This is a genomic window from Streptodolium elevatio, assembly GCF_053592165.1.
In genome coordinates this window covers 67,013-89,959 of the sequence record NZ_JBSFVE010000024.1, presented here as the reverse complement: position 1 = coordinate 89,959, position 22,947 = coordinate 67,013, and the positions used below count along the sequence as shown (strand labels likewise).

General features: G+C 72.2%; 19 protein-coding genes. 4 read left to right on the top strand and 15 right to left on the bottom strand.

Translation table 11 applies throughout. The annotated features are described in order from the left end of the window. Positions 1-31: 31 nt before the first annotated feature. From ACWD12_RS33665 to ACWD12_RS33655, 3 genes are read right to left on the bottom strand one after another with little or no spacing between them, the layout of a single operon-like run. Positions 32-1,210 carry a thiolase family protein gene (locus ACWD12_RS33665; RefSeq protein ID WP_450102743.1) on the bottom strand — a complete coding sequence of 393 codons (1,179 nt, stop codon included), beginning with the start codon at positions 1,208-1,210 and terminating at the stop codon, positions 32-34. Beyond that, positions 1,207-3,057, bottom strand: a complete 1,851-nt coding sequence (locus ACWD12_RS33660) for an FAD-dependent monooxygenase (protein ID WP_450102742.1) — start codon at positions 3,055-3,057, stop codon at positions 1,207-1,209. The genes ACWD12_RS33665 and ACWD12_RS33660 overlap by 4 nt, the downstream gene beginning before the upstream one ends. Then, positions 3,036-3,995, bottom strand: coding sequence for an MBL fold metallo-hydrolase (locus tag ACWD12_RS33655; protein ID WP_450102741.1), 960 nt, complete (start codon positions 3,993-3,995; stop codon positions 3,036-3,038). The genes ACWD12_RS33660 and ACWD12_RS33655 overlap by 22 nt, the downstream gene beginning before the upstream one ends. Positions 3,996-4,261: 266 nt before the next feature. Here ACWD12_RS33655 and ACWD12_RS33650 point away from each other — a divergent pair, with 266 nt between their 5' ends. After that, positions 4,262-4,897 (top strand): TetR/AcrR family transcriptional regulator, encoded by a 636-nt coding sequence (locus ACWD12_RS33650; RefSeq protein ID WP_450102740.1) that lies wholly within the window; start codon positions 4,262-4,264, stop codon positions 4,895-4,897. 27 nt (positions 4,898-4,924) lie between these two features. Here ACWD12_RS33650 and ACWD12_RS33645 read toward each other — a convergent pair whose 3' ends face one another. The 5 genes from ACWD12_RS33645 to ACWD12_RS33625 all read right to left on the bottom strand — a co-directional run bounded on the left by ACWD12_RS33645 (position 4,925) and on the right by ACWD12_RS33625 (position 9,944). Then, positions 4,925-6,013, bottom strand: coding sequence for an alpha-hydroxy acid oxidase (locus ACWD12_RS33645; protein ID WP_450102739.1), 1,089 nt, complete (start codon positions 6,011-6,013; stop codon positions 4,925-4,927). Then, a complete protein-coding gene (locus ACWD12_RS33640) occupies positions 6,010-7,224 on the bottom strand; it encodes a cytochrome P450 (RefSeq protein WP_450102738.1) in 1,215 nt (404 codons plus the stop codon). Before ACWD12_RS33640 ends, ACWD12_RS33645 begins: the two co-directional genes overlap by 4 nt. 161 nt (positions 7,225-7,385) lie before the next feature. Further along, positions 7,386-8,291 (bottom strand): aminoglycoside N(3)-acetyltransferase, encoded by a 906-nt coding sequence (locus tag ACWD12_RS33635; RefSeq protein WP_450102737.1) that lies wholly within the window; start codon positions 8,289-8,291, stop codon positions 7,386-7,388. After that, a complete protein-coding gene (locus ACWD12_RS33630) occupies positions 8,288-9,532 on the bottom strand; it encodes an FxsB family cyclophane-forming radical SAM/SPASM peptide maturase (protein WP_450102736.1) in 1,245 nt (414 codons plus the stop codon). Before ACWD12_RS33630 ends, ACWD12_RS33635 begins: the two co-directional genes overlap by 4 nt. Positions 9,533-9,665: 133 nt before the next feature. Continuing rightward, complete coding sequence (locus ACWD12_RS33625) at positions 9,666-9,944, bottom strand: hypothetical protein (RefSeq protein ID WP_450102735.1); 279 nt, start codon at positions 9,942-9,944, stop codon at positions 9,666-9,668. A 356-nt stretch (positions 9,945-10,300) separates the two neighbouring features. On the opposite strand from ACWD12_RS33625, the gene ACWD12_RS33620 reads away from it, so the two are divergent. Continuing rightward, complete coding sequence (locus ACWD12_RS33620; protein ID WP_450102734.1) at positions 10,301-10,642, top strand: hypothetical protein; 342 nt, start codon at positions 10,301-10,303, stop codon at positions 10,640-10,642. A 267-nt stretch (positions 10,643-10,909) separates the two neighbouring features. Here the strand turns inward: ACWD12_RS33620 and ACWD12_RS33615 are convergent, their stop codons facing one another. Then, a complete protein-coding gene (locus ACWD12_RS33615) occupies positions 10,910-11,467 on the bottom strand; it encodes an ArsR/SmtB family transcription factor (RefSeq protein ID WP_450102733.1) in 558 nt (185 codons plus the stop codon). A 124-nt stretch (positions 11,468-11,591) separates the two neighbouring features. On the opposite strand from ACWD12_RS33615, the gene ACWD12_RS33610 reads away from it, so the two are divergent. Continuing rightward, positions 11,592-12,821 (top strand): MFS transporter, encoded by a 1,230-nt coding sequence (locus ACWD12_RS33610; protein ID WP_450102732.1) that lies wholly within the window; start codon positions 11,592-11,594, stop codon positions 12,819-12,821. Positions 12,822-13,114: 293 nt separating this feature from the next. On the opposite strand, the gene ACWD12_RS33605 is transcribed toward ACWD12_RS33610, so the two are convergent. The 4 genes from ACWD12_RS33605 to ACWD12_RS33590 all read right to left on the bottom strand — a co-directional run bounded on the left by ACWD12_RS33605 (position 13,115) and on the right by ACWD12_RS33590 (position 16,184). Continuing rightward, positions 13,115-13,510: a MerR family transcriptional regulator gene (locus ACWD12_RS33605; protein ID WP_450102731.1), complete on the bottom strand. Its 396-nt coding sequence runs from the start codon at positions 13,508-13,510 to the stop codon at positions 13,115-13,117. A 26-nt stretch (positions 13,511-13,536) separates the two neighbouring features. Further along, a complete protein-coding gene (locus ACWD12_RS33600) occupies positions 13,537-14,562 on the bottom strand; it encodes an MDR family NADP-dependent oxidoreductase (RefSeq protein WP_450102730.1) in 1,026 nt (341 codons plus the stop codon). 543 nt (positions 14,563-15,105) lie between these two features. Further along, positions 15,106-15,843 carry a hypothetical protein gene (locus tag ACWD12_RS33595; RefSeq protein ID WP_450102729.1) on the bottom strand — a complete coding sequence of 246 codons (738 nt, stop codon included), beginning with the start codon at positions 15,841-15,843 and terminating at the stop codon, positions 15,106-15,108. A 185-nt stretch (positions 15,844-16,028) separates the two neighbouring features. Then, on the bottom strand, positions 16,029-16,184 hold the full coding sequence (locus ACWD12_RS33590; RefSeq protein ID WP_450102728.1) for a hypothetical protein: 156 nt from the start codon (positions 16,182-16,184) through the stop codon (positions 16,029-16,031). Positions 16,185-16,509: 325 nt separating this feature from the next. Between ACWD12_RS33590 and ACWD12_RS33585 the strand changes: the two genes are divergently transcribed. After that, on the top strand, positions 16,510-17,847 hold the full coding sequence (locus tag ACWD12_RS33585; protein ID WP_450102727.1) for an aspartyl protease family protein: 1,338 nt from the start codon (positions 16,510-16,512) through the stop codon (positions 17,845-17,847). Between the two features lie 110 nt (positions 17,848-17,957). Here ACWD12_RS33585 and ACWD12_RS33580 read toward each other — a convergent pair whose 3' ends face one another. Then, positions 17,958-18,470, bottom strand: a complete 513-nt coding sequence (locus tag ACWD12_RS33580; protein WP_450102726.1) for a septum formation family protein — start codon at positions 18,468-18,470, stop codon at positions 17,958-17,960. Positions 18,471-19,239: 769 nt separating this feature from the next. Further along, positions 19,240-22,812 (bottom strand): trypsin-like peptidase domain-containing protein, encoded by a 3,573-nt coding sequence (locus tag ACWD12_RS33575; protein ID WP_450102725.1) that lies wholly within the window; start codon positions 22,810-22,812, stop codon positions 19,240-19,242. Between the last annotated feature and the right edge of the window lie 135 nt (positions 22,813-22,947).

Below are 22,947 nucleotides of genomic sequence, written 5' to 3'. Positions count from 1 at the left end.
CGTACGGAAACGGACTGGGAGGTAACGGGGTTCACGGGCCGTGCGGGCTCAGGACGAGCGTCGAGTGGTGGTCCAGGATGCCGCCGTTGCCGCTCACCAGGACCACGTCGTTCGCGGGCGCCTGGCGTTCTCCGCCGTCGCCGCGCGCCTGGATGATCCCCTCCGAGAGCGGGGTCATTCCCCACATGTAGTACCCGGAAAGCTGGCCGCCTCCCGTGTTCAGCGCGAACGAGCCGCCGGGGCCCAGGATTCCGCCCGACACGAAGGCGCCGCCCTCGCCCTTCGCGCAGAATCCGTAGTCCTCCAGGGTGACGAGAACGGTGTACGTGTAGCAGTCGTACAGTTCCGCCACCGTCACCTCGGCCGGGGTGATCCCCGCCATCTTCATCGCCGCGGGCCCCGATGTGGCCGCCCCCGTCACCAGGCCGAAGTCGCTGCCCCGGCCCATCTCGTGCCCCGGGTGGCCCTGCCCCCAGCCGAGCACGTGCACGGCCGGGCGCGGCAGGTCGGCCGCGCGTTCCGCGGAGGTGACCACGACCGCGATGCCGCCGTTGGTCACCAGGCAGCAGTCCAGGAGGCGGAAGGGGTCGGCGATCATGCGGGACTGCTGGTGGTCCCGTAGGGTGATCGGCTCGCGCATTTGGGCAAGCGGGTTCGCGGTCGCCCACGCGCGCTGGGCGACGGCGATCTCGGCGAACTGCTCGCTGGTGGTGCCGTACGCGTCCATGTGGCGCCGTGCCGCCAGCGCGTACATGGGGTTGGCGCCGACGATGCCGCCGGCCGCGGCCAGGCCGTGCCAGCCGCGCGGGCTCCTGGGGCGCGCGTACGCCGCACCGGCCGACGCGCGCTCGCGCAGCGGGGCGTCCGCGAACACGCAGGCGACGGCGTCGGCGGTGCCGGACATGACGGCCATCGAGGCGTATTGCACCATCGCTCCGGCGGTCGAGCCGAACGCCTGCATCTCGGTCAACAGGCGCAGGTCCCGCAGCCCGAGGTCGCGTTGCAGGCCGACGCCGAAGCGGCCGGACAGCCCGGCTCCGGTGAGGAGCCCGTCGAGGTCGCGGACGCGCAGTCCGGCGTCGGCGGTGGCGCGGCGCACCGCGTCGGCGGCGAACTGCGCGGCCGTGCGGCCGTGGATCCGGCCCATCTCGGTGATCCCGAGCCCGGCGATGACCGGGCGGCGTCCGGCGGTGGTCGGCATGGCGCTCATGCGGGTTCGGCTCCTCGGCGACGACGGCGACGGTGACGGTGACGGTCGGGCGGGCCCGGATCCCGCTCATGTGTTTCCGGTGGCCCGAGGGCCAGGACGCGCCGCAGCGCCGCGGCCAGGGCGGGCGGTTCGGCCACCGGGACGACGGCGGCGATGTGCGCGTCCGGGCGGATGAGCCAGGCTTCGTCGTCGCCGGTGGCCAGCGCCTCGGCGAGGGTGCCGGTCGGGTCGAGGGCACCGATGTTCGCGACGGTGAGCGGCGCGGGGGTGACATCGCCCGCGGCGCGGCGCAGTTCGTCCGCTGCCGCGTCGTCGGGTGGGCCGCCGCAGAGCAGGGTCAGGCCGGTTCCGCGCACGAGTTGCCGCAGGCGGCTGACCTCCGGGCGCCCGGCCACGGTGACGGGGACGTCGGGGACGATCACGCCGGGTCCGGGGACGCAGTCGCGGCCCTTCTCGGGGCGACCCGCGCAGGGGCGGGTCGGATCGGGGGTGGTGAGCGGCGAGTCGGCGTACCAGAAGGGCTCGGCGAACCGGCCGGAGTCGATCGACGCGGCGGCGGACTGCGGGTTCTCGGCGGCGGCTTCCAGTGTGCGGCGGCGGTGCTCGGCCTGGTCGGGGCCGTGCGGGACGAGGAACCGCATGGTCGCGGCGGTGACGTCGACGTTCTCGCGCGCCGCCGCGTGGCGTTCGTCGTGGTACGAGTCGAGGAGCGCCTCCCCGGCCCATCCGCGCAGCACGAACGCCAGCTTCCAGGCGGCGTTGTCGACGTCGGCGACGCCGGAGTTGAGCCCGCGTGCGCCGAACGGGGCCAGCAGGTGCGCGCCGTCGCCGGCCACGAGCACGCGCCCGACGCGCATGCGGTCGACGAGCCGGGAGTGGAAGCGGTAGACCGAGCGCCACACCAGCTCGTACGGCCGCTCCCCCACGATCCGGCGGATGCGCCGGTCCAGTCCGCCGTCCGCCTCTTCCGCGGCGAGGTCGAATCCGGGCGGCACCTGCCAGTCGATGCGGTGCACGGAGTCGGGGCAGGGGTGGATGAGCACCTGGCGGCCCGGGTTCCACGGCGGGTCGAAGCAGAAGCGCCGTTCGTGTTCCCAGCCCGGCAGTTCGGTGCGGATGTCGCAGATGAGGAACTCGTCGTCGAAGGTCTCCCCGGGGAACTCGAGGCCGAGAGCGGCCCGTACGTCGGCACCGCGCGCGCCGGGGCACGCGACGACGTACGGGGTGTGCAGCACAGCGCCGTTGGCGCAGGTCACGGTGACGCCGCGCCTCCCTTCACCGCTGCCGGTGCCGGTGCCACCGGCACCGCCGACGCCGAGGCCGTTGCCGCGCTTCTGGTCGAGTGCGACGACCTCGTGCGCCCACCGCACCTCGATGCGCGGGTCGGCGGCGATGCACGCGTCCAGGAGCTCTTCGGTGCGGCTCTGCGAGATGTTGACGAACGGCGGCAGCGGCGAGTGTCCGCGTTCGGCGAACGTCCAGGAGAACAGCTCCTGTTCGCGGTAGTACGTGCGGGCGGTGGTCCAGGTGACGCCCTCGTCCGCGATGGCCTCGGCGCCCACCGAGGCCCAGATGTCGAGGACATCGCGCTGCTGGCAGATGGCCTTGGACCCGGCGGCGTCGCGTGCGGTACGCCGGTCGAGCACGATCACCGGCAGGCCCCGCCGCGCGAGCAGCAGCGCCGCCGTCTGGCCCACGGGACCGGCGCCGATGACGATCAGGGGTTCCGGCATGGATGTACGTGCCTCCTCGTCGGCGGGACCGCCTGTCGGCCGGTTCCCGGCGTACGGCCGACAGTTCGCGGACCGGTTCGTGTCGCGCGGTTTCAGTCCTGGAGTGCCGCCCACACCTCGCGGTCGCGCTCGGCGGTCCAGATGCGGGGTCGCTCGACGCCGGACAGTTCGTCCCAGAGGCGGGACACGTCGAACGGGAGGCAGTGCTCGAAGATCGGCCAGCGGCCGTACTGCGGGGCGAGTTCGCGATGCACCGCGGTGAACGCGTCCTTGAGCGTGCCGCCCTCGCGGCGTACGCCGTCTACGAGTTCGATCATGACCTCGAGGAAGTGCCGGGTCTGGGCGACCGCCGCTTCGACGGCGGTACGCCCGCGGGCGACCGCGCCGCGTCCGCCGACCAGTGTCTCGGCCGGGAACTCGGCGACTCTGTCCAGGGTTTCGGTCGCCCAGTCACGATGGAAGGCGTCTCCCGTGTAGAGCGCCGCCTGTGATTCCACGAGGTCGCCGGCGAACAGGATGCGCTCCTCGGGCAGCCACGCGACGATGTCGCCTTCGGTGTGCCCGCGTCCGCAGTATTCGAGGACGAGGGGCCCTCGCCCGACGCCGCGGCCGATGGTGAAGTTGTCGGCGAAGGTGAGGTTGGGCCGGGTGAGTCCCGGGATCGACCCGGGTTCCTTGAACAGGCGCGGCATGCGGGCGTACTCGGACTCCCAGTCTTGCCTGCCTCGTTCGTCGATCAGGTCCCGGGTGTTCCGGTGCGCGAGGACGACCTCGGCGTCGAACGCGCTTGCGCCGAGCGTGCGGACCGCGTGGTAGTGGGAGAGGACCACGAAGCCCACCGGCTTGTCGGTGTGCTCGCGCAGCATCGCGAGCCAGTCGCGGGCGGCGACCGGGGTCGCGAGCGCGTCGAAGCACACGACGAAGTCGTCGGCCTCGATCGCGCCGACGTTGGGATCCCCTTCGGCGGTCAGCGCGTAGACGCCGTCGGCGAGCACCTCCAGCGTGCGCTGCTTCTCGCCGAGGTCGGCGGACGACGCGAACGGCTTGCTCATGGGCGGGCACTCCTCGGCGTGGGCATTCTGCGGTGATAGGCGGCTCTCGCCCTGTGCTCCTACCCAACGCCGTACTTGGCCATGGTTCGTGATGGCCGCGGTCCGCCGAACGGTCGGCGGCCGTTCGGCGGACCGCGCGGCCGCGGGTGCGGGAGGCCGCGGCGGTCGAGCGCGTGCGAGGGGTCCGGCGCGGCAGGGCAACTACGGCAGGGCAACCGCGGCGGGCCGACGGTGGTCCGCGGTTGGCGAGCCGGGATGATGGAGGGGTGACGCGTACCCAGACCTCCGCCCGCGACCGGGTGCTCCAGACCGCCGCGGCGCTGTTCGCGGAGCGCGGGTTCCACGGCACGTCCGTCCGCGACATCGCCGACGCGTGCGGGATGCGGCCGTCGTCGCTCTACAACCACGTGAACGACAAGAACGACATGTTGCTGCACATCGTCGGCCGCTACCTGGACGCCCTGGACCGGGTGCTTCCGGACGAGGCGGGCGGGCCGGGCGACGGGGGCACCCGGCTCGCGGCCATGATCCGGGCGAGTCTGGGCGTGGCCGGGATGTACCCCGACGAGTTCCTGACGCTGTCGAACAGTTGGACGTACATCCGGCGGACGCCGGAGCTCACCGCGGTCGTCGCCCGCCGCGACGCCGGGCGGGCGCTGTGGGCGGACGTGCTCGCGGCGGGCATCGCCGACGGGTCGCTGCGCGGCGGGCTCGACCCGGGCGAGGTGCTGCGCGTGGTCTTCAGCGCGCTGCACGGGTCGCTGGACCGGCGCTTCGACGCCCCGTACGCGTCCGCGGCGCCGTCGGCCGAGGCCGGGACCGATACCGCTTCGGCTGCCTCGCCCTCAGGGGCGGAGACACTCGTCACCCTGCTTCTGGACGGACTCCGCCCGCGCGGTTGAGCACGGTCGGCTCAGCCGCCGGAGACTTCACGGGCCCGGGCGCGGCCGCACGCGGTCGCCGCGGACGGCATCCGGGGACGTGCAGCCGCAGAACGCGAGCGTGCGGCGTACGTCTTCCTGCAGTTCCCCCAGGTACGAAGCCAGCCCGTCGGTGCCGCCCGCGGCCAACGCCCACAGCGCCGGGCGGCCGACGAAGGCGGCGCGCGCTCCCAGCGCGAGCGCCTTGACGACATCGGGCCCGGTACGGATGCCTCCGTCGACGTAGACCTCGGCCCGCGCGCCCACCGCGTCCGCGATCTCGGCCAGGACGTCGGCCGTGGCCACGCAGCCGTCGAGTTGCCGGCCGCCGTGGTTGGAGACCGCGATGGCGTCCGCGCCGGCGTCCACACACTCCACCGCGTCGCGGGCGTGCAGCACCCCCTTGACGACCAGGGGCAGTCCCGACCACTCCCTGACGAGGGCCAGGTCGGCGAAGGTCACCGCGGGGTCGAACGCCGACACCACGGCGCCGAGTTCCACCCCTCGGCCACGAGCCGAGGCGGGTGCGAGGTTGGGGAACGGCATGCCGTCCGGTGGCACGAAGGCGTTCCCGTCCATGCGGGATCTGCGCGGCAGTGCCACACCGTCGACGCACAGGACGATCGCGCGGCTTCCGGACTCCTTTGCGTAGACCGCGAGTTCGCGGGTGAGGCCGCGGTCTCGCAGCATGTACATCTGGGTCCAGCGCAGGGCACCGGGGGCCGCGTCTGCGATCTCCTGCCAGGAGCGGTTCGCCGCCTGGGACGCGACCAGCAGCAGGCCGGTCCGTTCGGCGGCGCGGGCGGAGGCGGCTTCGCCCTCCGGGTCGGCAAGCAGGTGCATCGCGGTGGGTGCGAGCGCGACCGGAGCGGCTACCGGCGCGCCGAGCAGCGTCGTGGCGGTCTCCACTACCGTCATGTCGCGCAACACGCGTGGTTGCAGGGCGAGTCGGCGCCACGCGGCGGTGTTCGCCCGCAGCGTCTCCTCCTGCCCACTGCCGCCGTCGATGTACGCGAGCGTGCCCGCGTCCAACATCGCCGCGGCCGCGTGCCGCCGCGCCGCCGAGAGGTCGGGAGCTTCAGGGCCGACGGCGTTCACCCGGCGCCACCCGCTGGCGTCACCACGCACGGCAGGGAGCGCTGCCCGAGCGCCCAGAAGACCGGGTTGGGCCGAGGCACGAAGTCCGGGGCGAGTTCCAGGGATTCGACCCGCTCGCAGAGCTCGTGGAGAATCGCGGTCGCCTCGGCGCGGGCCAGCGCGGCGCCCGGGCACACGTGTGCGCCGGTGCCGAAGGCCAGGTGGTCGCGGGGGTAGGGGCGGTCGAGCCGGAAGGTGTCGGCGTCGGCGTGCCGCGACGCGTCGCGGTTGGCGGAGGCGATGCCGAAGACGACGCGTTCGCCGCCGGCCACGGGGCATCCGCCGAGTGACCCGTCGGCCAGCGCCTGGCGGGCCAGGATCTGGACGGGCGAGTCGTGCCGCAGCGACTCCTCGACGACGACGTCCACAAGCGCGCGGTCGGCGCGGACCGCGGCGTACATGTCGGGCCGTTCGGCGAGCGTACGCAGGCAGTTGCCGATCAGGTTCCGGGTGGTCTCGTTGCCCGCGACGATCAGGAACATGGTCTGGGTGCGCACGGCGGCGTCGGACAGCCGTGCGCCGTCGGCGGTTTCGCCGTGGATCAGTCGGGTGATGACGTCGTCGGGCGGGTCCGCGGCGGCCCGGCGGCTGTCGATCTCGCGTTGCACGTACGCGGCGAACTCGGGGTGCGTCCGGGCGAGATCGCCGTCGGCGCCGCGGCCCTGGGCGGCGAGGAGTTCGTCGGACCACTGCCGGAAGCGGTCCCGGTCGTCCGGCGACACCCCGAGCACGTGGGCAATCACCACGGTGGGCAGCGGATCGGCGAGTGCCTCGACCAGGTCGACGGGGCGGCCGTCGGACGCCGCGGCGAGGGCGGCCGCCACCAGTTCGGCGGAGGTGTCGCGGATGAACGGGAGGACGTCGTCGAGGTGGCGGGCGGCTATCACCGAGTTGACGATGGCGCGCAGGCGGCCGTGTTCGGGCTCCGGCACCGCGGGCAGGATCACTTCGTCCGGGGGGAGGGCCGAGGTGTCGACCATCGAGCCGACGAACCGGTCGACTTCGCGGAGCCCTTGGCGTACGGCTTCCTCGGTGGCGAAGTAGCGGCCCATGGCGGTGGCGACGTGCCCCGCGCCCGCGCGTACGTCGGCCATCGCCTGGTACCTGGCGGCGAGGTCGCCCGCGAGCGGGTCGGCACCCGGCGGGGGCGAGGGGCGGTGGTCGGTGGCCATGGCCGGCTCCCGGGGCTTGACGACAAATCGGACTAACGATCGTTCGTACCGCCCGGGACGATAGCCGTCCGCCCCGCAACCTTCAAGGTTTGCCGGCCAACACGTCGAGATCCGCAAACCCGCCCGGGACGGGGCGGATTCGCGGATCTCGAAAAGACCTGTCAGGCCACCGCCGCCTGGCCGTCCGCTCGGTTGCGGGCCATCCAGTCGATGCCGAAGGCCACCGCCGGGGCCAGCGGCACGAGCAGCGACCGGGCGGAACCGATGTACCCCTCGCCCGTCGCCAGGTGCTCCAGCATCGCGGCGCCGATCCGGTCGAAGTCGCGCAGGTCCAGGACCACGTCCTCGTACGTGAACCACATCGCACGCCCCAGCCCGTCCGGAATCACACACCGGTACTGCCGGGTGGCCAGCTTGGGCTGGAGGTACTCCGCCAGATGGAACGCGCTGAAGGTCACGAATGCCGTGCCCAGCATCAGCACCTTCGCGTCCGGCAGCGAGTAGAGCCGGGCCAGCGGCGACTGCTCACCGAAGTGCGACGCCGGATTGTGGTGGCGCATGATGCCGTCCGCCAGCAGCCCGATCGCCGCGAACGACGCCTGCGGATGCGAGCTGCGGACCGCCCCCGGGGTCCGGCGGAGCACTTCCGGCAACGCTCCCATGGTCCGCGACGCGGCCGTCCACATCGGATCGAACGGCGGCATCGCGCGCTTGTACGCCTCCCGCTCCGACTCGCTGAGCCCGTCCGTCGCGCGCAGGAACGCCCACGACGTGTCGGAGTTCTCCTCGGTATAGGCCGGCATCACCAGCGTGCCGCACGGGCCGACCGCTTCCAGCAGGGCCGCGAGCACCCCCTGCGCGCCGCCCTCCACCGGGCCGACGCCCCGCAGTGTGCTGTGCACCATCAGGACGTCGCCCGCGACGACCCCGATGTCCCGGAGCATCCCGACCAGTTCCCCGACCAGCCACGGCCGAGCCTCCGGGGGCTTGGGCGTCTCCACGTCGATCCGGGAGCCGAAGGCCGCCTCCACCAGCCGCGAGTCTCCGCCGCCGATTCCCGAACTCACGCCATTCCCTCCACGTTACGTGCCCCCACCAGATCCGCGGCCACACGGCCGCGTACGTGCTCGATGAACCGGATCAGATCCGGGCAGTACACGGACGGGCCGCCGAACCCCGTCCCCGCGCGGTGGCGGTGGGTGAAGTACCCGCCGCCGCAGACGTCGCGCACCTGACAGGCCCGGCACGTCGCGCCGAGGCCGGCGAGCCCCAACTGCCGTGCCGCCATCGACGGATGGCGCAGCGCGTCGTCGAACGAGTGGGAGCCCACCGACAAGCCGGTGACGGCCGCACCGTCGTACACGGCCTTGAGCGTGTCCACCTGCTCGATCATGCCGTCGGTGTCGACGACCACCACGGTGGCCGGGCCCGGGCCGAGCTGCTCGGAGCTGCTGGGGCCGCCCAGCAGCAGCGCGAGGGTGTCCTCGAAGAGGCGCACACTAGTTTCCGCCTGCTCCACGTCGTACCAGCGGTCGAACGCGGCGGCCAGCCAGTCCCCGTACGGCGCGGTCGACGGGTCGGCGTCTCGCCCCGGCGGCGGCGTGTCCCAACTTCCGTGCGGAAGAAGGAAGTCCATGGCGGGCGGGGCGTGCGAGAGCAGCGCCTCGTAGACCTCCACCGGATCGTTGGCCAGGTCGATCGTGCACAACAGGCCGCCGAACAAACCCGGCCGGGAGGGGTCCCGGAGCCGGTCGATGGCCTCCGCCACCGCGGCATGGCTGCCCCGGCCGTCGGCGTAGCGCCGATGCCGGTCGTTCGCGGCCTCGCCGCCGTCCAGACTCACACCGACGGAAATGCCGAGCGCGTGCAGCGCGTCCAGGCTCGCGTCGTCCAGCATCAGGCCGTTCGTCTGGATCGCCAGCGCTACACGTGTGTACTCCGGGACTTCCCGGCGCACCGCGTCGGCCAGCCGGCCGATCAGCCCCATGCCCGCCAGCATCGGCTCGCCGCCGTGCACGATCACCGTCACGCTGTCCACATGGTGCTCACGCGCGTGTTCGCCGATCCGGTACGCGGTGCGCTCGGCGACCTCGGGCGACATCGCCTTGCTGGCCCCACGCCAGGACTGGTCGGCCATCTCGTACAGATAGCAGTAGTCACAGGACAGGTTGCAGCGGCTGTGCACCTTCACAACGAAGTGCCGCAGGGGAACCAGCCGCCACAATGCGCCGAAGGTCCGGTGCGACGGGAGGTTCGCCGGCCATTCGGCGCTCCCTCGTGCGCGCGCCGGAGTGGGCAACAGCTCCACCCCGTACTCCTTTCACCTCACATGCCGAGCCCGGCCGCGCGTCGGCGGCCGGGCCAGTGAACCGGGACAGGGCTACAGGACGGCGGACTTTGCGTGTCGCTGCCGCGTCTAGCAGACCCGCAGACGGCAGTCGTCAGCTCTTGCCGACGTAGCTGTTGAAGCCCCCGGACACGAAGCTGTTGAAGCCCTTGGGCACGTAGCTGTTGAAGCCGCCGGACACGTAGCTGTTGAAGCCCTTGGGGACGAAGCTGTTGAAGCCACCTGAGACGAAGCTGTTGAAGCCGCCCGCGGCGCCCGCTCCTTCGCCTGCCCGGCTCAGTGCCCGGCCGAGCGGCGAGTCGGCTGAGCAGGCGGCGGGACGAGCCCGGCCGACCGTCTCCATCTGGCCCAATACCGGTGTGGTGTAAGGCATGTGCGACTCCCTGTTCGGCTGTCCGTCGAGCTGTGGCGTTCGTACGGTAGTTGCAGGCTTCGCAGGTTCGACCACGGATCGGCCCCGTCGCGTTCAACGGACACTCCGCCGCGCCCCGGGGACAGCCAACCGGCGCTCGGGGTGCACCGAGAAACCTTTGCCCGCCGGTAAGTTCACCCGGCTCGGGATCGGTCGGCGGCGGCGTCCGCGGGCTCGCCGGGGGGGGTTCGTACGCGAATCATCCCGATCTCGCCTCACACGCAAAGGCACCGTGTGCGGACGGGAGCTTTCGGCAGTGGCTGCGCGACCCGTGGCGGTCGCTCGAACTGCTGACGTCGGTCTGGAAGGCGCTGTTCGTGGTGGCCATCGCGGAGATCGGCGGCCGACTCGAGTTGCTGCCTTTCACCGGGTTGGCGGTCGCGGTGATGACCGGCGTCAAGCGCAAACCGATCGGAAGAGCGGGCTTCCGCGGCCCGGAACACCACATCGCGCCGGGCGGTCAGCCCCTCGAACGCTCCAGCGACGACATCGTCGCCGGTGTGTTCTCGATGTCGCTCTCCGCCCCTCACCAATTCGGCGACCGTCGAGCCGAGTTCGAGGCGGACCTGCGCAACCTCCTCCGCTGTTCCTCCCCCGGCGAACTCTTCTCCGAGCGCCAACCCGCCACCGAGGTCCACATCTGGCGGAAGGCCTCGTGAGCTGCCGATCAAACGAGGTGGCGCCGGACGCGCTACGCGCAGGACTGAACACGCCACCCCGGACGGCGACTTCACTCCATGATCCGGCGTGACGCGAGCCAGGCACCGGATCGGCGGACGCGAGCGCTCGGCGCAGCGGCCGGAGTTCACGTACCCGGACGAGCGCGCAGCGGCAGGGTGCGCTTCTGCCTGGCCGTGGCGGGTTCGGTGGGGGCTTGGTGACCGGCGATGGCGGGGCGGTATCGGCGTTGTGCCGCCTCGCGGGGCTCAACTCCCGTTAGGAGAAGTCTCGTTCGGTTTCGCGTCGGCGTCGCGCAGCGGGAAGGCCATGACGGTTCCGCCGATGGGGATGGCGCCTTCGCTGTGCGGTGCCTTCCCCGCCTCGTGGAGGCGGAGCACGATGGCCGCCAGTTCTTCGCGGAGCATTTCCCAGTCCTCGGGACTCAGCCACACCTCGACGTCGGAGGTGACGCCCGGGCCGGTGGGGGCACGGCGGGCGGCCCGCGCCCGGAGGTTCTGGGCGAGGGTCTCGGCCAGGAGCGCCGTGCCGCCCTCGGCTGCGGTGTCCGTTCCGCTGTCGGAGAGCGGCGTGCCGCGTACCGCCTGATAGCGGCGCTCGATGCCGCCGCGACGGCTGCGGGTCTCGGTGAGTTCGACGAGGCCCGCCGCGTCCAGGGTGCGCAGGTGGTGGCTGGCGAGGGCCTGGGACACGTCCAGTTCGCGGGCAAGTTCGGCGGCGGAGAGGGGTGTCGCCCACATCAGGGACATCATGCGCAGCCGGGTGGGGTGGGCGAGTGCGCGCAGAACCGGGTCCGTGGTGGTCACCCACGTCAGTAAATACCACGCGCGCGGCGGGAGACCGGGGGCCGTCCCGATGACCTCCAAGCATTGACTTGGCGGTCATCGGCGGGCAGGCTCGACGCAGTCGGCGAGCGTGATCGGAGGTGCCGTGTCCTGGGCCGTCAGCCGGGTGCTGCGCGACCGCGACGCCGGGCTCTATCTCACCGGCGTCGTCGTGTCCGGCTTCGGCACGTCGGCGATGGCCCTGGTGAGCGGCGTGTGGGTCAAGTCGCTGACCGATTCGAACAGCCTGGCCGCGCTCACCGGCGTGTGCCTGTGGGCCGCCACGCTGTTCGGCCCGCTCATCGGGGTCGCCGCGGACCGGGTCGGCCGCCGCACGTTGCTGGTCCGCACCAACCTCGCCATGGCGGTCGTACTGCTCACCCTCCTGACTGTGCGGTCCGCCGACCAGGTGTGGCTGGTCTTCGCGGTCATGACCCTGTACGGCGTGAGCGGCGTGCTGCTCGACGCGGCGGAGGCGGGCCTCGTCGGCACGACCGTTCGGGCCGAGCTGCTCGGCGAGTTCAACGGTCTGCGGATGTCGGCGAACGAGGGCATGAAGCTGCTGGCGCCCCTGATCGGCGCGGGCCTCTTCGTACGGTTCGGCGGGCACGGTGTCGTACTCCTCGACGCCGCGACGTTCGTGGCCGCCGCGGGCGTGTTCGCGCTCGTCCGGCCCGGCGAGGAGGCGAAGCGGCCGGAGGCGCGCAGGAGGTGGCTGCACGAGACCCGGGAGGGCGTACGCGGCCTGCGGCAGCGCCCCGCACCGCGCCGCCTTGTCCTCGCGGGCGCCCTCACTATGGCCGCCGCCGGACTGAACGGCGCCGCCATCTACGCCGTCGCGGACGAAGGACTGCACCAGGGGCCCGCCTTCGTCGGCGTGCTGTACGCCGTCCAGGGCGTCGGCTCGGTCGTCGCCGGTCTCGTCGCCGGGGCGGCGATGCGCAGGCTCCCGGAAGGGGTGTTCGCGGCGGCCGGAATCGTCGTGTTCGCGGTCGGCGTCGCGCTGCGCCTCGTCGCGTCGGTCGAAGTGGCCCTGGCGGGCAGCGCGCTGATCGGTCTCGGGCTGCCGTGCGTGCTGATCGCCGCGATGACGGCGGTCCAGCGCGAGACCCCGGACGCACTGATCGGACGCGTCGCCGCGACCGCAAGCACGCTGATGTTCGCCCCGAATGCACTCGCCGCGGCGGCCGGCGCCGGACTGATCGCCACCGCCGACCACCGGTTCGTCCTCGCAGGTGCGGCAGTTCTGGGCCTGGCCGCAGCCGCGTACGCAGCCCGCGCACCTGCCGAAGTCTTCCCCGAACCCGTCCAGTCCCCCGAACCTGTCGCGCGGTGAAGCCCCGGGCTCGGGTGAGCGCGCCGTGAGGAGCGTCGTGCCCGGAACAGGACGTGCCCCGTGTCGCCTTCGGGGACAAACTCCTCGCGGAGGACCGTCAGACCGGCCCGCGTGATCCACGAGCGGTTCGTGTCCGCATCCACCTGGCTCCGCCACGTCGCGGTTCCGCCCCCCAACACCACCGCGCCTACCCGATCTCCATACCGCGGCCGCACCGCGGAGAGATGATCTCGGCCGCGTTCGGCAATTGGTCACGTTTCGAAACGACGCGGCGTCCCTTGTGGATGGCGCGTCTATTGTGCGGATCCACCGCCGGCGGCGTGGGCGAGGCGGTCGCGGAGGCGGGTGAGGCGGTCGATCTCCGCGTCGAGTGCGGCGAGGCGGCGGGCGACGGCTGCGGACGCCGGTGAGGCGGTCGAGCCGTCGGGGGCCGTCGGGGCGGGGGAACAGCGCGGTTTTGCCGTCTCGGTGAACAGGTCCAGTCGCGAGGCGAAGCCGCGGACGTCCTCGATGGTGAGGCCGAGCCCCAGCAGTTCGCGGACCGCCCGTATGCGTATGACGTCGGTGAGGTCGTACACGCGCTGTCCCGAGGTGCTGCGGGCCGGCGGCGGGAGCAGGCCGCGCTCCTCGTAGAAGCGCAGCGCCCGGGGCGTCGTCCCGGCTGCCGCGGCGGCGTCCCCGATCCGCATCGTCTGCTCCCTCGCGTCCGACTCCGTCAGAGCGCCACCACGACCGTGCCGAAGTGGCGGCCCTCGATCAACTCCTGCAACGCCGAGGGGGCGCGATCGATGCCCGGGACGGTGGCGTACGGGAACCGGATCCGGTCCTCGCGCAACCACTGCCCGAACTGCCGCTCCCATTCGGCGGGTACGTCGGGATGGTCCGCACCGCGATAGCCGCGGACCGTGACGCCCTGCACGACCAGCCGGTAACTGTCCACCTCGGCCGGGGCGCTGCCGCCCGCCCGGTCCCCGGACAACTGCCCCGCCAGTGCGCCGACCAAAGCGATCCGGGCACCGGAACGGACGTTGGCCACCGCAGCGGTCAACTGCTCGCCGCCGACGGTGTCCACAACGACGTCGAGGCCGTCCGGCGCGGCCTCGGCGAGCAATCGGGCGAACGGCCCGGACCCACGTACGACGACCGCGTCGAAGCCGAACTCCTCGCGTAGTCGCGCGGCCTTCGCCGCCGACCCTGTACTGCCCACCACGCGTCCGGCCCCGAGCAGCCGGGCAATCTGGCCGGCGAGAACGCCGGTTGCCCCGGCCGCGCCGCTGACGAACACCGTGTCGCCCTCCCGGACGGGCGCCAGCCGAGTGAGGGCGCCGTACGCCGCCGACCCCGTGGACAGGTGCGCGACCGGATCCGGCAGCGATTCCCCGGCCGGGGCGCAGCGTTCGGCAGGCAGCAGCGCGAACTCACGCCAGCCGTCCAGGTGTACGACCAGCTCGCCCGGCCGCAACGCCACCCCCGCACCGACGGAGACGACCTCGCCCACCGCCGGTCCGAACAGCGTGTCGCCTGCCCGAAGCGGAGGCAGCGGAACGCCGTCGGTCTCGTCACCCATGAGCGTCCGCAGCCCGGGAAAGACCAGGAAGTGACGGTTCTTGACGAGGACTTCCCCCGCAGCCGGGCCGCGGAGCGGGACGTCGGCGACAGCCAGGTCCTCGACCGCGGGCAGGCCTTGCGGCTGCCTGACGAGTCGGACTTCACGGGACGAGCGGGGCTGGGACGAGGCCATCGGCGGACTCCTCGGAACGTGTGCCATGCCGCGCCACACCGTGGTCCGGCAGCGGCGCCGCGAAGACGCTAAACCCTGACGCGCACGTCAAAGGCAACCCCACCGCTGAAGCGAGACCTGCGTACGACGCTCCGATCATGAGCGGCGAGACCGCCTCCATTCCGGGCACCCATGCGGGATCGCCGGTCAGAATGGCATGCGAGCCCCAGGGGCGGCCGCCGTACCACGGCACCTGGCGACCTGGCTGAGCCCGCGAGACGCCGTCGGCTACTTCCGAGCGGCACTGGCCGCGCCGCCCTCGCTCCGCTTCGTCATCGCGTACGCCGTCTCCGCCAACAGCCGCCGCTTCTGGGAACTCCCGACCCGTCGGAACTGGCGTACGCCCCGTCGACAACGCCGAGCGACACGCCGCGGACATCCCCGGGGCGGATCTACCGGTGGACCCGTCGGTACCCCAGGGCGGTGCCTACGCCCTGCCCGAATTCACACTCAAGCACCTGCCGCCCTGACGGCCGCAGCCATCGTGGCACCGCCTCCGTGTCGTCAAGCCGTCGATCTGAAGTCGGCCAAGGTGTGCTGTGTCGCCTCGTGTGCCTCCGTCAGGGCTCGCTGTCTGACGTCGCCGAACAACTGAATCGTGGTGCCGGCAAGGATGTCGTCCCTGCCGATTGTCCGCCCGTCCCCACTGCGCACGGAGTAGGCCAGAGCGAAGTCCTTGGGGAAGGGGGGTGCGGCCGGTTTACCCGGTACCCCCAGGGTGACCGTACCGAAGCGTTTGACCCCGCCCTCCCGGACGACCATGGCCGCGGCCCGGGCGAGGTCCGTCAGGAACACACTCGCCATTCCGTCCAGTTCGCGGACCATCGCGGGGACGGCCGTCGCCTCTCGGCTCCGCAGCAGCTTCTTCACCCCGGCCTCGAACCTGTGCGCGCCGACCACAGCACTCGGTTTGCGCGACCTGCTGCGCTTGGGGGAAGGCACGATGACGCCCTCGGAGTCGTACACAACGCCGTTGAGGCCTCGAAACGTCGGGCTGTGGTCATACCAGATGCCACCCACCTCGAGTTCGACGTTCCGGCTGATCGCCGCGACAAAGTCCCCGGGAACCAGCTTCTTCCGAGCTTCCTCCGCCGCTGCGCTCTTCGCGGCGTCGATGATCTCCCTCAGAACAGTCCGCGCCACCGATGCGGCGGCCCAGGCGGCCGACCGGGAGACGTGCATCGACGTCACGTCCCTGAACACCGCCTTGACGAGCGAAAGTTTGAACGGCGGGACGTCCATGACGGAGGCGGTCTCGGGACCTCGGTGCTCGGGGCGTACGGGCTGTGCGGGCAGTACGGGCTGTGCGGTCATCGGAAGAAGCGCTCCCGGTCGTCGGAATTGTCAGAAGACCACACTTCACCACGCAGATCCGACACCAGGACCACCGGTTTGGCGCGGCACCTGGCCGGAGGCACCGGGGACGATCAGCCGGATTGTGCTGTTCCCTGAACGCTCGACGGCGCCCCCGCCCACAGACTCTCGGTCTGGATCGGGGGCCAGCCGTCCTCGTCCTGCTCCATGCCGAACAGCACTTTGACGTGGCCCTCGGCCGCCAATGGGACATGCTGGGACTCGATCACCCCCACAGCATCCCAGCCCATACGGACCAGATGCCCCTGGAGTGATGAAACGCTCCGCAAGGCCCCTTCGCCGTGTTCACCTGGAGGGAATGTTGCGCGGCCTGGGTCCGCGGCGGCGGCTCCTCCTGCGCGCGGTGTGCGCCTCTTGGACGCGTTCATCAGGGCGACTGGGGCGTACCACGGCGCCTTCCACCAGTGCGCTCGAGTGATGCAAACGGCCAACTCCCTTTTCCTCTCAGGACTTTCTCAGTCTCTGTGCAGGTCGTTCTCAGGTCCGTTCGCCAACGTCTGGTCCACTCCATTGGACGACGACGCGGGGATCGACATGGCGCACTCAGAACACCCTCACAACCTCAACCGGCGCGCGTTCGTACGTCGGGCCGGACTGGTCGGCGCCGCCGCGATACTGCCTGTCGCCGGGGCCACGCAGGCGTATGCGGCAGATTCGGCGGCCGACCCCGAAGGCCTTTTCAAGGCAGGTCGGTTCGCGGACGCGGACCGCGGATACGCGCGCGTGTTGCGCGCGGACCCCGCCAACGCCCGGGCTTTGGCGCAGCGCGGCTACATCGCCCTCCTGGCCAACCGGTTCGGCGACGCCGAGCGGTTCCTGACCGGAGCGCTCGCCGTGGCCCCCGGCGACGTCCCGTCCGCGCAGCGGCTGGCGGAGTGCTACGTGCGCCAGGACGCCCCTGCCCGCGCGATCCCGCTGTTGCGGAGCACCGGGAGGCAGCGGGACCTCGCGTACGCCGAGCTGTACTCACACGTCATCGGCACCCCCTGGCGGATCGGCGGCGCGGCGGCCGCGCGCGTACCCTTCCTGGGCATCGACCCCGTCCCGTCCGTCGAAGCCTCACTGAACGGGGGCCCGCCCAAGGGCTTCCTCCTCGACACCTACGCCACGCTCGACCTGTCGGCGGAGGCGGCCGAAGAGGCGGGCGTACGCGCAGTGGCGACGATCAGCGGCATAGTCGACGGCCAAACCGTCACGCTCTACCTGGGGATCCTCGACTCGTTCCGGATCGGCGGCATCGAGATCCGCAACATCCCCGTGCAGTGGAACGAGGTACGGCGCCCTCCCCTGCCCGACGGATCGGCCCCGGCGGGCGCCTTCGGGACGACGCTCTTCTACCACTTCCTGACCACGATGGACTACGCCGGCCGAGCGCTGGGCCTGCGCCGCAAGACACCGGCCCAGCAGCGCGAGTTCACCGGGCAGGCCGCCCGGGCACAGCTCTGCGACCGGCTTCCGCTCTGGCTCGCAGGCGACCACTTCCCCTGCACCGTGGGCAGCCTGCTGGACCACGGCCCGCGCATGGTCACAGTCGACACCGGCGGCATCGCGAGCGCCTTCGACACGACGGTGGAGATCGCCGAACGAGCCGGCATCGACGTGGACTACGCCCATCCCGTCGACCGCCCCGGGCCGCGGGTCTACCCCGCCACAGCCGACCGGATCAGCCTCGGCCGCGCCATCGGACGCAACGTCAGAGGCCACGCCGCCGAAGCGCCCTTCCCCGGCTTCCCCGGACCGGGTCAGTCCGGGATGTTCGGCTTCGACCTGATCGCCAACTTCACACACGAGTTCTTCAAGCCGTACGCCATCACCTTCGACTACGACAACATGCACCTGTTCATCACCGGCGCCACCCACCCCAGTTCGTAACGCGTGGCATATGGCGGCAGCGACAAGCCAAGCCGGCGCTGCCGCCGTGCCGCTGCCCGCAGAAGCCACGGTTCTGCGGCCGCGCCGCATCGCCGGTCAAAGAGCGGCCGTCAGCGCAACGAACCCGTCATCGGGCCCGCCGGGTCGGTGACGAAGCACGTCACGTTCCGGTCCCCGTCGAATCGCCACGCCGCGTCGGTCGGGTGGTAAAAGCGCATCGACAGCTTCGCCGTCTCCGGGGACACCTGGCCGAGGTACTCGGCGACGCGCTCCGGGCACCGCTCCCTGGCAAGCGCGCCCAGGCTCGCGCTGCCGGGGTAGTCGTCCTTGTCCGGCTGGGTGAGCACCGCGACGACCTCGGCGTCGTGCGGCTGGTCACACGACACCTTCCCTCGCGGGAGGTCGGGGCCGCCCTCCGGGCCGGCGAGGAAGTCGAAACAGTCGCCCGCGTCGAAGCGCGGTACCGCCGCCGACGGCAGGCCGTTGGTCTGGTCATCGGACGACGATCCGGACACGGCGAGCACCGCGATGACAACGCCCGCTAGCGCGGCCAGCGCGACGCCGACCACCACGGACGTGCGCCGCCACCACGGGCGAACAAAGACGGGGGCGGGCTCTGCCATGACCTGGGACTCCTGACGTACGGGAGCCGAAACCTATCCGTTGCCGATCTTCAGGCATCAACCACCCCACCTCAAGTTGCGGGCCCGCTCTTCGGCCCAGGTCTGGTCCAGGCTCTCCGGCAATTCGTGGCGGAGAGATCAGCAACCGAAACCCGACGCGGATGCACCACACTGACGCAAATCCTGGACCCGCAGCACATCTCCCAGCCGTCGCTCACACGTCCCGGACCGGACAGACCGGTGCTCTCGTCGATCCCGTGACGGGTCATGGGCGCGACGTAGTACGCGTACGCGGCGAACAGGACGACTTCGGTGCACAGGGCGACCACGGTCGCCGTCCGGATTGCCGCGGCCTGCCGGCAGCGCATCGTGTCCCTCTGCGTGAGTGTGTGTACAAAGCCGTCGCCGACGCCGGAACGCTTGACCCGGTGCAGCCGGTTGCGCCTGAGACGTACTTCAGATTCTGGGTCGCGCCGTCCACGCTCGTGTTCGAGGATGTGTGGGACCTTCAGGGTGACCTCGACGTCAAGGGCATTCGACCAGATTGGTCGTTCGGCGGCGGAGGGCGGCTGCGGTGCGCCGCGGTGGCACGTTGAAGGCCACTGCTTCGACCTCTTGTTCCGGGCTTCGGGGTTCCGCCAGTACGTGCGGCAGCAACCCCGGTATTCGCAGCGGCTTGTGCGTACTGGGGACGAGCGTGGGGGCTGTCGTTCGCGGAGACCGCCTTCGGGTGAACTCGCCGGTGGCACGTGTGGGCTGAAGGGCTCGGTCAGGCGCGGCGGTAGGTTACGCGGCCCATCCAGCGGCGGACTGCTTCGGTGAGGATGAACATGCCGGTGGTCGACACGGTCGCCGCGAGGAGTGCGCGGACGACGACCGGGAGGTCGGGGTAGTGGTTGCCCGCGTACATCGTGATCGCGGCGGTCGTCACCGCCACGGCGAGCAACTGGGCGGGGAGGTCGGTGAGTTTGGGGCGTCCCGGCCAGTGGCGGGACTGGAGGGTGGCCTCGACGTCGACCAGGAGCACGACGGGCGGGAACACCCAGGCGAGCCGTGTGTCGGAGAAGCGTCCGGTGAAGTAGAAGGTGTCGCAGGCCGCGTAGGCGACCAGGGCCAGGTACGCGAGGGCGAGGATGGTGAACAGCCCTCGGGCCGGGCCGGGTTCGGGGCGGCGGGTGGGGACCGCGCGTAAGCCGTGTGCGGCGGTGGCCCGGTGGCGTGGGGCCGAACCGCTTTGCGTGGACGGTGTCGTGGTGCTGCCAGGGCGCCCCGATGCGGGGCGCGGTGGTTCAGAGCCGGCTGCTCCCGAGCGGCGAGTTCCGGCGGGGGGTGTCGTGCCGCGCGGGGGCGTTGCGGAGCGGGATGTCGCGGGTCGGGGCGTACCGGGTACGGGTCTGCCGGACGCAGGTGTCCCGGTGGCGGGTGTACCGGAGGCGGGGGTGGCGGACCGGGTGGGGGCGGACGGCGCCGGGCCAGTACGTGCGCCCGACGGCGCGGGGGCGGAGACGGCGGAATCCGGCGCCTCGCCCGGCAGGCCGAGGCGTATGCCGCGCGGAGCGGTCTGATCCCGTCGGGGCTCGCGTGGCGCGGCCGGAAGCGGATAGCCCTCCAACGGAGTTCCGGAAGACGGCGGGCCGGTACGTATCGGGGTCACAGGGCCCCACGGCGGGGTCGGTGGCGGGGTCCGTCGGGGCTCCGATACGCGCGGGAAGCCGGTGGCCGGCGTATCGGCGCGCGGGAAGCCGGTGCTCGGCGTCTCCGCCCGGGGGAAGCCGGTGGCCGGGGTGTCCGCGCGGGGAAAGCCGGTCCGCGGGGTGTCGGCTCGGCGGAATCCGGCTCCTGGGGTGTCCGCGCGCGGGAAGCCGGTGGGCGGCGTGTCGGTGGTGGCCCGCCCCGGCCGGTCCCGCCGCGACGCGCGAGGCGGCCGGCGCTCCTCGGCGGTGCCGGGATCCGCACCCGTGGCAGGCCCCGAGTGAGTCCCCGGGACGGCCACCGGGCCAGTACGCGGATCGATGCGAAATCCGGTAGACGGGCCGGTGCGCGGATCCATACCCGTACCCGCGCGCGGATCCGTACCCGAGCCGGTGCGCGGATCCGGACCCACACCCGTACCTGCGCGCGGATCCGTCCGCAGGTCCGCGCCCGGCCGGATCGGGCCTCGGGGTCGCGGCACGAACACGCCTTGGAACGGTGACGGTTGCTCGGGCGGCGCGGCCATGTCGCCCTGCCCGTGCAGGCGCACGAGCGCCGCATCGAGGACGCCGGCGGCCCACGCCGCGGTCTGCATCGGGATCCGGCCGTAGTCGGAGAGTTCGACGATCGCGTCCCGACACAGCACGAGCCAGTCGCGGCCGCGGGCCGACGTCGTCTCGGCGGGCACCCATTCAGCGATCGGCACCAGGAGTTCGGCGGCCGCGGCCACGGCGCGGGCCGCCGACGCCACCAACTCCGGTTGGGTGGCGGCGCCGTGCACCAGAAGGGCCAGGGCCCGGTAGCGCTGCGGGTCGGTCAGGTGCGGGCTGCTCAGCAGGGCGGCGAGGAACGTACCGTCGCCCGCCGCCTCGACCTCGGCTACCAGTGCCGACGCGAGGGCGTCGGGGCCGATCGCGCCCCAACGCGCGCCGTCTCCGGAGGGATAGGCGGCGGACAGTATGTCCTCGTACGCGGCAAGCACCGGCACTTGCGGCTCCGCGATGTCGCCCCGGCCCCGGTGGTGCACCTCGAACCCGGCCCGAACCGCCCCCAGCGCGTCGTCGAACGTCGTTGCGCCCACGAGTTGTTGTACCGCCAGCAGGGTCCGCAGGAGACCCGCGTCGACGAGGCCGGACGGCATGCGGGTGCGGGCGATGCGTCGTACATGTTCCTCCTCGCGGTGCAGGAGGACGTCCAACGGCCTTTGGTGGTAGGCGAGCTCGCGGTCGACCCTGGTGAGTACGTCGGCCAGTGCCGCCATATGCAGGGTCCCGACCGACAGTCCGCGGGCGTCCCCCTCGGGGACGGTGTAGCGGCGCGGGCGCTCCGGGTCGGGCGTCGCCGCGCGGTCGGGGAGGTCGTCGTCGATACCGGCGTGCCGCAGCAGGCGTATTCGGTCCGCGAAGGCGCGGGCCGCGCGTTCGTACAGGGCCTCGGCGCCGACGTCGACGAAGGCGTCGGTGGTGGCGACCCGGAAGGTCTCCCCGCGGCCCATGACCGTGCTGCCGGTCCAGACGGCGCGCAGGCGCGGCCACCAGTCCTCGCGGCCGCGCACGATCAGCAGCACGCGGACCGGCTGGCCCGAGCGGCGCTCGCCGAGTACGTCGAACAGGGCATGCACATGGTCGAGCCGCGCCTCGGCGCCGTCCACGACCAGCAGGAGCGGCTGGCGTACGGTCGTGAACAGGGCGAATCCGGGCTCCTGTTGGCGGGGTACGCGGGCGACGAACCCGCCGGTCCACGCGGCCCGCCCGCGCACGTCGCGCGTGAGGTGGCCGAGCAGTTCGTGGGCCAGCCGGGTTTTCCCGGCGCCGTCCGGCCCGGTCATCGCGGCGACGTCGGTACGCCGCCCGTTGAAGCACCAGGCGCGCAGCGCCCGCACCGTCGCGGCGTCACCGGACATCGGCACCACCTGCGCGGCCGGGTCCAGCAGATAGGACGCGGACAGATGCGGGTCGGGGTGGTCGGTCAGCATCGGCCCGAGGTCGGCGGGCCGCAGCCGGGGCCGCATGCCGGTCGCGGCGGCCACCGCGTCGGCGAACCCGGGGGCGCCGAGCAATCGGAACGCCGGGAGTACCAGCAGGGTTTCGCCGCGCCAGTAGTCGGCGGCGTTGGTGGCCACCCCGACCACCGCGTCGTCGCAGTAGACGGCCGCGCCGGACATGCCCTGCCACAGGTCGAAGGAGACGTCGTCGGGCTCGGCGAGTTCGAAGGCGTACATCCCGGAACGCGCCCGGCCGCGCGGCGCGATGGCGCCGTGCAGGGTCTGCGCCTGGGTGGCGGACCGGGGGCCGCCGGGGACCTTGCGGTAGAGCGACTGGGGGAAGCCGATCGTCGTGCAGACCGGGCGGGCTCCCGGGTGGTCGCCGGTGAGCGCGCCCCAGCGCACGATGCCGAGGTCGGCGCCGAGCAGGGTGCGGTCGGCCTGAAGCAGTGCGACGTCCAGCGAGGTGTCGATCCACAGGACCGATGCCTCGTGCTCCGCGCCGCCCTCGAGGGCGCGGACGACGACGGGGCCGCTGTCGCGGTTCGGGCACGCCACGTGCCCGGCGGCCAGCACGAGTCCCGGTCCGATCAGGCATCCGGATCCGCGTACTCCGGCGCGCGGGTTGACGACCTCGACGGTGCGCTGCGGCGGCGTGTCCCCCATCCCCGCGCGGTTGAGCACACAACCCCCCGATCGTCGCCCGAAAAGCGGAGACCAGTCTGCCGGAAACTCTCTACAAACAGTCTTGTTTCCAGAGACAACCTTCCCCGTCGGCTTGATCATGACGCCCGCCGTGAT

Bases quoted from the DNA above. Each gene is read 5' to 3' on its own strand.
- ACWD12_RS33665 (WP_450102743.1), bottom strand. From the start codon at position 1,210: ATGAGCGCCATGCCGACCACCGCCGGACGCCGCCCGGTCATCGCCGGG.
- ACWD12_RS33655 (WP_450102741.1), bottom strand. From the start codon at position 3,995: ATGAGCAAGCCGTTCGCGTCGTCCGCCGACCTCGGCGAGAAGCAGCGC.
- ACWD12_RS33640 (WP_450102738.1), bottom strand. From the start codon at position 7,224: ATGGCCACCGACCACCGCCCCTCGCCCCCGCCGGGTGCCGACCCGCTC.
- ACWD12_RS33625 (WP_450102735.1), bottom strand. From the start codon at position 9,944: ATGCCTTACACCACACCGGTATTGGGCCAGATGGAGACGGTCGGCCGG.
- ACWD12_RS33605 (WP_450102731.1), bottom strand. From the start codon at position 13,510: ATGCGGATCGGGGACGCCGCCGCGGCAGCCGGGACGACGCCCCGGGCG.
- ACWD12_RS33600 (WP_450102730.1), bottom strand. From the start codon at position 14,562: ATGGCCTCGTCCCAGCCCCGCTCGTCCCGTGAAGTCCGACTCGTCAGG.
- ACWD12_RS33595 (WP_450102729.1), bottom strand. From the start codon at position 15,843: ATGGACGTCCCGCCGTTCAAACTTTCGCTCGTCAAGGCGGTGTTCAGG.
- ACWD12_RS33585 (WP_450102727.1), top strand. From the start codon at position 16,510: ATGGCGCACTCAGAACACCCTCACAACCTCAACCGGCGCGCGTTCGTA.
- ACWD12_RS33580 (WP_450102726.1), bottom strand. From the start codon at position 18,470: ATGGCAGAGCCCGCCCCCGTCTTTGTTCGCCCGTGGTGGCGGCGCACG.
- ACWD12_RS33575 (WP_450102725.1), bottom strand. From the start codon at position 22,812: ATGGGGGACACGCCGCCGCAGCGCACCGTCGAGGTCGTCAACCCGCGC.